Origin of the sequence: Pseudoalteromonas rubra, assembly GCF_005886805.2 — a bacterium.
Lineage (GTDB): Bacteria > Pseudomonadota > Gammaproteobacteria > Enterobacterales > Alteromonadaceae > Pseudoalteromonas > Pseudoalteromonas rubra_D.
Map to the genome: position 1 here is coordinate 1,738,394 of NZ_CP045429.1, position 12,159 is coordinate 1,750,552.

Consider the following 12,159-nt stretch of genomic DNA (forward strand, 5'->3'; position numbering starts at 1 on the left):
CTAAGTGTTTATTGTGGCGCCGGACCTGTACTTTCCCGTACTACCATATTAGGCGTAAAAGTGGTGGTGATGTCTTTGTCCTGATTTCGACTGCCACGAGTTTTAGAGAAAAGTAGCCTTGCTGCATGTTCGGAAATCACATCATTAGCCTGATGTGCCGTGGTAAGCTTTGGCCAGGTCTGACGCGAGAACGGGGAGTCCTCGAACCCGGAGATAGAAAGTTGCGCCGGGATCTCAATGTTCATTAGGCGAGCTGCAAATAACGCACCAGCTGCCACCTCATCGTTACCGCCTAAGATTGCGGTGATCTTATTCGGATTACCATCTTCAAGTAGCGCTTTAGCACCCTTAACACCGGATTCGAATGAGTAAGTGCCCTTGTGTATGAAGTCTTCATTAAAGGCGATTTGATGATCTGCCAGCGCTTGCTTATAGCCTGCCAGGCGCTCTGTGGTTGATTTGTGTTCTTCATCACCGCAGACAAACGCAATGTGTTTGTGTCCGAGCGAAAGCAGGTGCTCTGTAATTTCATAAGCGGCTGCAAAATCGTCTACATAGATACAGTTTTTCGATTTTTCTTCTGCGTCTTCATTATGGCCCGACAAGAGTCGTACATAGCTGACCCCGAGCTCATCCAGCATATCAATAATGGGTTGTTGCTCAGATAGTGGGGGAGTCAGAACCAGGCCTGCAAGTCGAGAGCGTTTAATCATTGTTGCGATTTCAGCCTGCATATCTTTTTGCTGTGCATTGCAAGGGTGGATCACTAGCTCATAGCCTTCCTCTTTACAGCGCGAAAGTACCCCGTTTTGCATATCTATGATGTAGTAGGCGTTTGGGTTGTCATAAACCAATCCTATGGCAAACGATGACGTGCCTGCCAGGTTACGTGCGGCAGTATTGGGTTGATAATTGAGCTCTTTTACGGCTTGCATTACCTGATCATAGGTTTTTTTGCGTACCGATGGTTCCTTGTTAATCACGCGCGATACGGTTTTCATCGACACGCCTGCATGTTTTGCTACATCGTTGATGGTTACTTTCATCTTGTTTTTCTTCTGTGAGAGAAGGTGGTACTATATTGTGTACAAGTGCTTAACCATGCACTTTATAGCGCGATCATTGCGCATTCCTGATGACTAGCACTCAGGTTTTCACTCGGTATAGTCCGTGCCTTGATTTCATAAAATGATCATTTGTTGTTTCTAGTCTATCCAATTTGCTCTTAAATTAGCAGCAAAAATTCTACCAAATAAATTAATGATACCGGTGTCAAAAAGTCAAAATTGGGGTATTATGCGCAATGTAAAATTGAGAATTAGCTATTTGACAGCGTTGTCATTTTAACTTATGTTTAACGCAATACACCGTTTAACACTTGTGATAAATACAATTTTTATTGTTTTGAAAACGCATCGTCACTAGGGGAATTAATATGAGTTGCCGTACACAACTATCGAGTTGGCAGGCTTTAACAACAGCATCAGAACAACTGAAGACACAACATTTAAAATCTTTGTTTGAGCAAGATGCAACGAGATTTGACCTGTTTTCTCGTCAGATCCCGGGTTTGTTGTTTGACTTTTCTAAGCAACTCATCGACAAAGACACATTCGCACAGCTGATTAACCTCGCTGAACAATGTGATTTGGCTCAGTGGCGCGACAAGTTGTTTGCTGGTGAAAAAATCAATATCACCGAAGACCGAGCGGTGTTACATGTCGCTTTGCGTAACCGTGGTAATACACCGATTTATGTAGATGGCGAAAACGTCATGGACCAGGTTAATGCAGAGCTTGAAAAGCTTAAAGTATTCAGTCACAAAGTGCGCAGTGGCGACTGGCTGGGTTATACAGGCAAAGCAGTGAAAGATGTTGTCGCCATCGGCGTGGGGGGGTCTAACCTGGGCCCGCAGATGGTAACAGAAGCACTGAGCTCCTATGCAGACGACACCCTCAACGTACATTATGTTTCTAATGTTGATGGTGTTCAGCTTGCACATGTATTAGATAAGGTCTCTCCGGAAACCACCTTGTTTGTGATCTCATCGAAAACGTTTACCACCTCAGAGACCATGACAAACGCACGTTCGTCTGTCGCCTGGTTCCTCGAGTCTGCTCAAAACGAAGCCGAAATCGCTAAACACTTTGTTGCTGTAAGTACTAATCTTGAGAAAACGCGTGCTTTTGGTATCGCAGATGAAAATGTATTTACCATGTGGGACTGGGTAGGCGGACGCTTCTCTTTGTGGAGCGCAATTGGTTTACCTATTGCCCTATATTTGGGTTACGACAAGTTTGAAGCCATTTTAGAAGGCGCTTACGAAATTGATGAGCACTTTAAAAATGCTTCATTTGAGCAGAATATTCCATTAATCATGGCGCTGCTGAGCGTTTGGAATACCAGTTTCCTGGGTTATCAGTCGCAAGCCATTTTGCCTTATGACCAGGCACTTCATATGCTTCCTGCTTACTTGCAACAAGGTGAAATGGAAAGTAACGGTAAGCACGTTACCTTTGCAGGTCAAACAGTCCCTTACACCACTGTACCGCTTATCTGGGGCATGACAGGCATCAATGGTCAGCATGCATTTTATCAGTGCCTGCATCAAGGGAATGTCATTGTACCTGCCGATTTTATTGCGTCTGTTAAACCACAGCGCGATGTGGCCAAACATCACGACATTTTGTTGTCTAACTTTTTCGCCCAAACTGAAGCCCTGATGGCTGGGGTGAATGAGCAGCAGGTACGCAGCGATTTAGCTGCGAAAGGCAAATCAGAAGCAGAAATTGAACGTCTGTTGCCACATAAAATTCATGAAGGAAACAGGCCTACAACGTCAATGATTTTGGACGAAGTTGATGCCAAAGCGGTTGGTCGTCTCATTGCGCTGTATGAGCACAAAATATTCTGCCAGGGTATCATCCTTGAAGTTTGCTCATTTGATCAATGGGGTGTTGAGCTAGGCAAAGGGCTGGCAAGCGCCATTGAAGCAGAACTGACGCAGGATGATGTTGAACATCCACACGATAGCTCGACAGCCGGGTTAATCGCGTATTACAAACAAAACAGATAATTGCCGATGAGCAAATTGCTTGTCGGGTGCCCGGTTGCAACCTGGCACAGATGAAAAGAATACCTTTGAACGGGTAGCGCTGGAGTGCTTAGGGCCTGTATTTTTGTGAGAGGAATTACAGTGCCCCTAAGGCTCATTTTTTCAAATTTATTTGCCTTGTCATAACCTGTAAGTGGCAGGTGAGTAAACTGGCTTAACAGAGCCAACAAGCAGTGACGGAACAGACTCTTACTGGGGATGTATGGCGTAGTCGTCACGACGAAGTACATACATAAATCAGACGGGCTAGCCATCACCATCCCTTACCGCACTGCGGCACAACACCATGGTATCATTGTGTGGTGCAAACGAATTCAATTCCAGCAAGAAAGCAGAGTTTGCTAGTCTGAGCGCAGACTGGAAACAGTTTTAACTAACGAGCGTGTGATGCACTCAGCTGCGACGCGCCTAACCTTGTGAGACATAATTATGCTTAATCCTTTTGATATCGTAATTTTTGGTGGAGGCGGCGACTTAGCGTTACGAAAGTTACTACCTGCAATGTATCGTGCGTATCAAGAAGGTAATTTACCTGAAGGCTCACGCGTACTCCCTACCGTCCGGGCGCAAGAACAAAGAGAACAATACATCGCCACGGCAGAGCAAGCACTTAAATCGCACCTTAGCGAAGGTGAGTTTAACACAAAAGACTGGCAGGCCTTTGCCCAGTTCTTAGTGCCGGTGGTGGTGAATGTGACCGAGGCCGATGACAACTGGGACGTACTGAAAGACATTCTTGATGCTGATGGGGAAGAAAAATCACGCGTCTTTTATTTGTCTTTGCCGCCTGCGGTGTATGGGACCTGTTGTGAGTTATTGTCACAAAAGAACCTGATCACGGATAATTCTCGTGTGGTTGTTGAAAAACCGATTGGCTATTGCGGTAAATCGGCTGAGGAAATTAACGGGAAAATTGCGCAATTCTTCGAAGAAGATCAAATATTCCGTATTGACCACTATTTAGGTAAAGAAACTGTTCAGAATCTGATGGCACTGCGTTTTGCGAACGCCTTGTTTGAAAATCTGTGGGATGCGAAGTCAATCGACAATATCCAAATCAGTATCTCTGAGACGGTAGGCCTTGAAAGTCGTGCTGGCTTTTATGATAAGGCCGGTGCACTGCGTGATATGGTTCAGAACCACTTGTTGCAGCTGCTATGTCTGGTGGCGATGGAATCCCCGTCAAAACTTAATGCCAATAGCATTCGTGCCGAAAAGCTTAAAGTGCTTGAAGCCTTACGCCCCCTGGTTGGCGAGGATGTGGATGACAACGTCGTTCGTGGCCAGTATGTGCCAGGCGATCTGAACGGTAAACTGGTTCCAGGTTACCTGGAGGAGCTTGGTGAGGGGTCAAGTAAGACAGAAACGTTTGTGGCTATTAAAGCACATATCGATAACTGGCGCTGGGCTGGTGTGCCATTTTACCTGAGAACGGGTAAACGAATGAAAAAGCGCTGTGCTGAAATCGTGGTTGAATATAAGCCGGTTTCTCATAACGTGTACGATCCAAGCGTTGGGCCAATTCAGCCAAACCGCCTTGAGATCCGTTTACAACCAGAAGAAAGCATTCAGTTAACGCTGATGTCTAAACGCCTTGATAATCTGGAAATGCAGTTGCAGCCAGTGACATTGAACATTGAGTTGAGTCAACAGTACAGCAAAGGTTTCCACTCAGATGCATACAAGCGTCTGATGCTGGATGCCGCGGCGAATAACCCGGCATTGTTTATCCATCGTGATGAAGTAAGACAAGCGTGGAAGTGGATCGACCCGATTGTTGCACGCTGGCAGGAAAAAGGCACTCCTTCGCTTTACCGCGCGGGATCATGGGGTCCAGAGGCTGCCGATGAGCTGCTGGAAGAAAATAATCACGCCTGGTTTAACGTAGGAGAAAAAGCATAATGGCACAACTGACCGAAGCGTTTTTTGATAGCAAAGAAGCGATGACAGCAAAGCTGGCTGAGCTGTTGAGCAGTACCTTAAGTCAGGCGATTGAAGTGGATGGTCGTGCCTCTATGCTGGTATCTGGCGGCTCGTCACCCGCACCTGCCTACAAGCATCTGTCTAATTTATCTTTACCCTGGGAGAAAGTAACGGTCGCCATGGTTGATGAGCGTTGGGTTGACGCAGACCATGAAAAGTCCAATGAAGCTTTCATAAACTCAACACTGTTGCAAAACGAAGCGAGTAAAGCGGCATTTGTGACGATGAAGAATGCTGAGGCAACGGCCATTGCAGGTCAGGCGCAGTGTGAAGGCGCCTATGCTGAATTAAAAGCGCCATTCGATATCACCATTTTGGGTATGGGTCCCGACGGGCACACCGCCTCTTTGTTCCCACATGCAGAGGGGCTAGAGCAAGCATTGCAAACCTCAGAGTTGGTGTGTGCAATCAATGCTAAGCAAAGTGAAGTAACGGGTAGCATTACAGAGCGTATGAGCCTGACTTTGGCTGGCATTGCCAATACTAATCACGCGGTATTGTTGATCAGTGGGGATGCAAAGCGCGCTGTTTATGAAGAAGCTAAGCAGCCAGGCTCCGAGCTCGATATTCCGCTGCGCGCGGTGTTAAATCACCCAGACCTGAAGCTCAGCGTGTTTTGGTGCCCTTAATTGACGGTATCCAGTAACAGGTATTAAAAAAGCACGCCCTCGAGCGTAATGCCGATCAGTTAAGAATTAAATAGATCAGTTGACCGATCTTTTAAAGGCTTCAAAATCCAATATCATTTCTGATATTGGATTTTTTTATGTCTTTAGAACAAGCCTTTTGCAGTGCGTTTGAGCAACTGCCCGAAAGTGTTACCTTTGAAAAACTTAATCACTTTCTGGATGCCGAAATACTGGAGCAAGCCTTTCAACGCGCTGGCGTTGCAACTATCAGAAAACGCAGGCTTCCACTCGAGGCTGTGATGTGGACTGTGATTGGTATGAGCTTCTTTCGTCAACAGTCGGTTTGGGATTTAGCTTCCCACATGGAAATTGCTCTGCCTGGAGATAGCAAATTAATCGCCCCAAGCGCCCTTGTTCAGGGAAGGCGAAGACTCGGTAAAGACAGTGTCAAAAATGCCTTTGAAATGATGGCTGCGCATTATTATCAGCAAGCAAACTTTGAAACTTGGTGCGGGTTAAACCTCCTGGCCGTCGACGGTGTTACTTGGCGAGCTCAAGACACGCCTGAAAATCGTGAATGTTTTGGCTCCCCCAGCAATCAGCATGGCGAAACCGCTTTTCCACAAATTCGAATGGTGTGTCATATGGAGCTGACCAGCCATCAACTTATCAGCAGTGCTTTCAGCGGATATAAAACCAATGAAATGAAGCTGGCAGACAAATTAGTTGCCACCACGCCAGACCACAGCCTCACGATGTTCGATAAAGGGTTCTACTCATTAAACCTACTCCACCAATGGCAAACACATGGCACCGAGAGGCACTGGTTAATACCGGTGAAGAAAGGGCTTCAGTTTGAAGTGATTAAATCTAATGGTCGTTTAGATAAATTGGTGCGCTTAAAAACAACTCCACAATCTCATAAGCAATCGCCTGATTTACCTGCGTATGTAGAAGCCCGACTTGTGACGAAAAAAATTAAAAACAAGGAATATCAAATACTCACATCGATGATAGATGTGCAGAGGTTTCCTGGCGAAGAAATAGTTGAGCTTTACAGCCACCGCTGGGAAATAGAATTGGGTTATAGAGAAATCAAGCAGACACTTTTAAACAATGAATATACGCTAAGAAGCAAAAAATCAGATATGGTTGAGCAAGAGCTGTGGGGCTTACTCCTGGGGTACAACTTGCTGCGTCAGGTGATGACTCAAGCGGCATCTCGTAAAGGAATATGGGCCAACCAATTAAGCTTTAGTAATTGCGCCAACGCGATATTAAGTTACTTAGGGCGACTCCCCCTCGCCAGCCCGGGAAACATCCCAAAACACTATGAGATGTTAATACAAACATTGGGTCACTTTGAGCTGCCGACACGACGAGAAGATCGGGTCTATCCTCGAGCCATAAAACCAAAGCCAAGTAAGTACCCAGCTAGAAAAAACAATGCCAGTCAGCTTAACTGACTGGCATTAGCCCTCGAGCGTGCTTTTTTAATACCTGGATAATCCTTATCGACTAATACTGATTTCACTTAATACTTGCTCTATTTGAAGGAGCAAATATGACGCTAACGGCGTTAAATATTCTCATTTAGAACCTTATACCTCAGACATAGGCTCGCAAATTTTTTGCCTGGTTATCGATCCTATCTTCTCGCCTCAAAATAGAAGGCTTAATTAAGCAACTTGGTATAAATTATCTAAAACTGGTGTGCCAGTAGAGGTTATAGTGGATATGAAAAGAGAGGCGGTGTTGCCTCTCTGTAGTGAATTTGAGTTTGTCTTTTTATTACAGGGAATTGATGAACACCAGAGCGATGGCCAGCGGACAAACAAACTTGATATACCAGGGCCAAATGCGCCAGAACAGCGATGAAGCAACTTCTGGGTGGCCAGTCTGGATTTCCTTGAGTAGCTTCTGACGGTGCCAGATCCAGCCTACAAAGATGCAGCACAGCATGCCAAGCAAGGGTTGGCCAAACTGTGTGGTTAGCTGCACAACCAGACCAAACAGGGTCGAGAAGTTGAGAATAATCGTCACGCTCACTGTCGCGATAATTCCACCAATGATCCAGGTTGCCTGCGTTCTGGCCAGGGCGAATTTTTCAACCGCGTAGGACACCGGTGCTTCGAGCATTGAAATGGAGCTGGTTAGTGCAGCGATGCTCATCAGTGCAAAGAAGGCAAAACCGACGAAGACGCCAACGCCACCCATGCCTTCAAATAAGGCCGGCAAGACTTGGAAAACAAGCGTGTCTTCTGACAATAATTGCCCGGTTGATGAAAAGATCTCGACGCCCTGAGCCTGTGCCACATACATAGCAGGGATGATTAGCAGGCCAGCAACAAAGGCAATGAACACATCGATTAAGGTGACATATGCACCCAGTGATACGAGATTTTCTTGTTTGCTGATGTAAGAGCCATAAATGATCATCACACTGGTACCCAGCGACAAAGAGAAGAAAGCCTGGCCGAGCGCGCTTACTAGCAGTGCCGGATCCAGCAATGAGGAAAAGTCAGGGACCAGATAGGCTTTTAAGCCAGTTGTAGCACCATCCTGAGTCAGTACATAAGCAATTAATGAGAACAGAATGAGCAGCAACGCAGGCATAAGACGCTTGGACCACTTTTCTATGCCATTTTCGACGCCTTTACTGATGATTGAGATAGTCAGGGCGACAAAGGCAAGCGTAAAGCTGAGATCTCTCAGCAGAGATTGCTCTGAAAGCCACTGTGCTGCGCCTGTTGCACCGACCGTGCTGGCAACGGGCTCAAAGGTTGCACTTAACATCCAGCCTGCCACAATGGCGTAGAAACTTAAAATCAGCCCGGCACAAATGATGCCACCAAAACCAACGAAAAACGCAAACTTCTTTTGCATCGGGTTGTTACCGAGCTTTTGCAGTGAAGACACGGCATTGGCCTGACCATGGCGACCGATCACTAGCTCAGCCATCAGTGCGGGATAAGCCAGACAGAACGCCAGGATCAAATACATCAATACAAAAGCGGCACCACCATTACTGGCGGTTTGAGTGGGGAAACCCCAAATGTTCCCCAGGCCTACAGCAGATCCCGCTGCAGCCATAATGAATCCGAAGCGAGAGCTGAACTCTCCGCGCACACTGCTCATATTCTTATACTTCTCTTTTTTAAAGACGGCGGCAACAATCTACTGTAATTAAAAGGAAATAAAAAGGCCTAAATTGCTTTGATCTAACACAAGTTTTTGCTTAAATCCTGAGCGTAATCCGAAAAATCCAGTAGTGTATCCATCAGTGGTTAGTATCTAGCTGATTTATAGCACAAATCTAACGCTTGTCAGTCAGTCTTGACAGTATTTCTCGGGGCTTTACAGGAAAATGTTAGCGTGAATTTTGCGCCGCCGAGCAGGTCAGATCTGCTGACACTGGCTTGACCGTGGTGCCAGTCGACTACTTTTGCAACAATGGCCAGCCCCAGGCCGTAGCTTTTTCCTGCCCGGTTACGATGTCCCTGTTCCTGGAAAAAGGGGTCAAACACTTTGGCCCAGTTTTCTTCTTCGATGCCTGGGCCATCATCTTCGACGCGAATTTCAATTTGATGATCCAGTTGCTGAGCACTGACAATAATCTGTTTGTTGGCGAAATCGCAGGCATTGCTGAGTAAATTGGAGATGGCTCTGGCCAGCCAGTGAGGATCGGCAGCCAATTCCAGGTTTGCCGGGACCGATACGCTGGCATTGATTTGCTTCTTGGACAGTTTAGGTGCCATCTGTTCAACCACATGACTAATATAGGTGTCCAGTTGGGTGGGAGCAAACTTGAGGAGGTGTGACTTTTGTTCCAAGGTGGCAAAAGACAGATAACTGGCCAGCATATCTTCCATCTGATCAAGGTCTTTCTCCATCCGATGCATCAGGGCATGTACTTGCTCAATATCGTCTTCTTCAAAGGCGGCATCAAAACCGAACCGTAAACAGGCCACCGGGGTACGAATGTCGTGAGATAAGCTGGACGCCATCAACTTATTTTCGGCCAGTAGTTTTTCTATCTGGTTAGCCATGCGGTTAAAGGTCAGCTCCAGATCTTTGATATAGGTAAAATGATTCACCTCGATGCGAGCGCTTAAATCACCGCTGGCAAATTGTTTCGCTGCGCTGACCAGGACAGCAAGTCGCCTGGCTAGGGGCGCCAAAATTACCCACATGAAAGTGCAAATCCCGGCATAAAAGGCCAGGGTTAAGAACACATCAGAATCATATTGTTCGGGTGGTTTTTCGAGTCTCAGTTCAAGATAATCGGGTGCCAGTGAGGGGGCCGACTTGAGTAAATAGTAGCCAATGTCATCCTCCAGCAGCAAGCCTTCTGGCTGCATCATCTGATTTTTTAATTCGACTGGTAAAGCTAATGAATCTCCGGAGCTATAAGTGATGGGCAAGTCAAAATCTTTACTTACTTGTTCCATATAAGCCGTTCGTAGTGTCTCTGGTATGGAGGCGCTTTGATTGGTCACACCGTAAAGTAGTTTAGCCTGCCAGGCAAAGGCGTCTTCTGCAGGTTCAGCTTGCTGGCTCAGGGTATCAAGCAGCCAGCCCAGTACTACGATTGAGATTAGAGCGCTCGCTAATAAATACAGGTAGAGCTTTCTCATCCTTTACTCCAAAGATAAATCCCGTTACATAAGGTAGGCAAGGGAAAGGCTGGGGTCCGCGTAGTCAAAAGCGGACCTATAAATAGATTAAAGTCTGGCTTACCACGCTGAAGGTACCAGCAGATAGCCTTTCCCCCAGATTGTTTTAATTTTTTCAGGGTTTTGGGGGTCGTCACCAAACTTCTTACGCAGCGCAGAAATGAGTACGTCAACACTGCGGTCCAGACCATCGTATTCACGGCCTTTGGTGGCTTTGAACACCGCATCCCGGGACACCACTTCACCGGCGTTGCTGGCGAGGAAATGCAGCAATAGGTATTCAGCACTGGAGACATTCACTTCCTGGTCTGCGACGATGACCTTGCGTGCCTGAGTGTCTATGCGGAGATTACCGACATTGAGCATCACTGCGCTGCTATCTGTGCTGGCGTCATTGTCCTGGGCAACGCGCATGTTGGCTTTGATACGCGCGAGTAACGCTCTAGGCCGCACGGGTTTTATCACATAATCGCTGGCACCTACCTCCAGTCCAATCACTTCGTCCATTTCTTCATCTTTTGCTGTCAGCATGATGATGGGCTTGTTGTAAAACTGGCGCAATTCGCGACATACGCTGATACCATCCTGACCCGGTAACATGATGTCCAGTAAAACCAAATCCGGTTCGTGTTGTTTGACCATACTGACAACCTGATCGCCGCGATAACAACACTCAGTAGTGTAGCCTTGATTATTCAGGTAATCAGCAACCCACTGTGCGAGTGATTCGTCATCTTCAACCAACAAAATCGTGCCGTATTGCTCCATTTGACTTCTCCTTTATTGCGCTTGCCAGGATTCAGCTGGACAAAGCGTTATTTATTTTGTTTGAATTATGTTCTTGCCTGCAATTATAAGTATGAATCACGTAAAAAGTGTAATTAAGTGTGTGTTCTTGTGTGAGAACTCCAGTTAAAGCAATACATTAAGCTTTTCTATCAGACCTCGACTCAAATGATGCATCATGTCGCTGGTCAGTGCGCTCACTTCTGTTTGATTACATGCGCCAGCCGTTTTTACCAAAGGCGAAATCTGTGTTTCCACCTGATAGGGCGGGATGTCGACAGCCTGATTGTATCTGGCTCGGCGTGCTTCTTCTTGGTTTTGTTCAACAATGAAGGAGATCACCGCGTGTTCGTTTGCGACCTTTTCTGTTTCTGTGAAGGTATATTGTAGCGGAATGCCCTGATATCCAGCACTGTTAATCGATGATTTGGCAAACCAAATGACATCGGAGGATGACTTGTGCGTCAGCCGCATGCTTAAAGACGCAATGATATTACTACACTGCTTACTTGGGATCGTTTGGGCGAGTTGCGCAATGTAAGGGTGGGGATCTTCAGGTTTATTGAGTACATAAACCTTGTCCTTGCCAAATGATAGATCCATTTGCTGCACAACCAGGTGGTAGTCACTGCTTTTTTGTGCGACGACTGTCAAGCCTTTGTCTTTTAGTAGTTGGATAATCTGCTTACGCAATGTGTCTGTGACGCTTACTTTACTGGTATCTATGTAAACTGTATTACCACTCTTAACTGGGTGAGCGGGCAGTTGCACAGATTTGATCCGGGCAGATTCGAGTTCAGTGCTATATGACAGCTGGTAAACGGATTTAGTTAATAGCGGCTTTTTTGGCACATCCAGTTTGGGGGCCATTGGCGGTGTTGCAATACACCCTGTGAGTCCGGCCAAGGCAATAATTGAAAGCAAACAGCGCATGACTTATACCTCTAAACTTAGTTTTATACATCAGCAC

At 46.3% G+C, this 12,159-nt stretch carries 9 protein-coding genes; 4 read left to right on the forward strand and 5 right to left on the reverse strand.

The window, feature by feature from the left end:
* Window positions 1–8 precede the first annotated feature (8 nt).
* Complete coding sequence (locus CWC22_RS07460; RefSeq protein ID WP_125563316.1) at window positions 9–1,046, reverse strand: LacI family DNA-binding transcriptional regulator; 1,038 nt, start codon at window positions 1,044–1,046, stop codon at window positions 9–11.
* Window positions 1,047–1,435: 389 nt separating this feature from the next.
* Between CWC22_RS07460 and pgi the strand changes: the two genes are divergently transcribed.
* From pgi to CWC22_RS07480, 4 genes are all read left to right on the forward strand, one after another.
* Window positions 1,436–3,076, forward strand: a complete 1,641-nt coding sequence (pgi, locus tag CWC22_RS07465; RefSeq protein ID WP_125563314.1) for a glucose-6-phosphate isomerase — start codon at window positions 1,436–1,438, stop codon at window positions 3,074–3,076.
* Window positions 3,077–3,544: 468 nt separating this feature from the next.
* On the forward strand, window positions 3,545–5,017 hold the full coding sequence (zwf, locus tag CWC22_RS07470) for a glucose-6-phosphate dehydrogenase (RefSeq protein WP_125563312.1): 1,473 nt from the start codon (window positions 3,545–3,547) through the stop codon (window positions 5,015–5,017).
* Window positions 5,017–5,727, forward strand: coding sequence for a 6-phosphogluconolactonase (gene pgl / locus CWC22_RS07475; RefSeq protein WP_138539054.1), 711 nt, complete (start codon window positions 5,017–5,019; stop codon window positions 5,725–5,727). Before zwf ends, pgl begins: the two co-directional genes overlap by 1 nt.
* A gap of 137 nt (window positions 5,728–5,864) precedes the next feature.
* Window positions 5,865–7,193 (forward strand): IS4 family transposase, encoded by a 1,329-nt coding sequence (locus CWC22_RS07480; protein ID WP_195879835.1) that lies wholly within the window; start codon window positions 5,865–5,867, stop codon window positions 7,191–7,193.
* Window positions 7,194–7,518: 325 nt separating this feature from the next.
* Here CWC22_RS07480 and CWC22_RS07485 read toward each other — a convergent pair whose 3' ends face one another.
* The 4 genes from CWC22_RS07485 to CWC22_RS07500 form a co-directional block, all read right to left on the reverse strand.
* Complete coding sequence (locus CWC22_RS07485; RefSeq protein ID WP_125563308.1) at window positions 7,519–8,865, reverse strand: sodium-dependent transporter; 1,347 nt, start codon at window positions 8,863–8,865, stop codon at window positions 7,519–7,521.
* A 188-nt stretch (window positions 8,866–9,053) separates the two neighbouring features.
* Window positions 9,054–10,364, reverse strand: a complete 1,311-nt coding sequence (locus CWC22_RS07490; protein ID WP_125563306.1) for a sensor histidine kinase — start codon at window positions 10,362–10,364, stop codon at window positions 9,054–9,056.
* 99 nt (window positions 10,365–10,463) lie between these two features.
* Window positions 10,464–11,171: a response regulator transcription factor gene (locus CWC22_RS07495; RefSeq protein WP_138537855.1), complete on the reverse strand. Its 708-nt coding sequence runs from the start codon at window positions 11,169–11,171 to the stop codon at window positions 10,464–10,466.
* A gap of 144 nt (window positions 11,172–11,315) precedes the next feature.
* Window positions 11,316–12,122 (reverse strand): hypothetical protein, encoded by an 807-nt coding sequence (locus CWC22_RS07500; protein WP_138537856.1) that lies wholly within the window; start codon window positions 12,120–12,122, stop codon window positions 11,316–11,318.
* Between the last annotated feature and the right edge of the window lie 37 nt (window positions 12,123–12,159).

Excerpts from the sequence above, each read along its gene's own strand:
- CWC22_RS07460 (WP_125563316.1), bottom strand. The coding sequence starts at position 1,046 with ATGAAAGTAACCATCAACGATGTAGCAAAACATGCAGGCGTGTCGATG.
- pgi (WP_125563314.1), top strand. The coding sequence starts at position 1,436 with ATGAGTTGCCGTACACAACTATCGAGTTGGCAGGCTTTAACAACAGCA.
- zwf (WP_125563312.1), top strand. The coding sequence starts at position 3,545 with ATGCTTAATCCTTTTGATATCGTAATTTTTGGTGGAGGCGGCGACTTA.
- pgl (WP_138539054.1), top strand. The coding sequence starts at position 5,017 with ATGGCACAACTGACCGAAGCGTTTTTTGATAGCAAAGAAGCGATGACA.
- CWC22_RS07480 (WP_195879835.1), top strand. The coding sequence starts at position 5,865 with ATGTCTTTAGAACAAGCCTTTTGCAGTGCGTTTGAGCAACTGCCCGAA.
- CWC22_RS07485 (WP_125563308.1), bottom strand. The coding sequence starts at position 8,865 with ATGAGCAGTGTGCGCGGAGAGTTCAGCTCTCGCTTCGGATTCATTATG.
- CWC22_RS07490 (WP_125563306.1), bottom strand. The coding sequence starts at position 10,364 with ATGAGAAAGCTCTACCTGTATTTATTAGCGAGCGCTCTAATCTCAATC.
- CWC22_RS07495 (WP_138537855.1), bottom strand. The coding sequence starts at position 11,171 with ATGGAGCAATACGGCACGATTTTGTTGGTTGAAGATGACGAATCACTC.
- CWC22_RS07500 (WP_138537856.1), bottom strand. The coding sequence starts at position 12,122 with ATGCGCTGTTTGCTTTCAATTATTGCCTTGGCCGGACTCACAGGGTGT.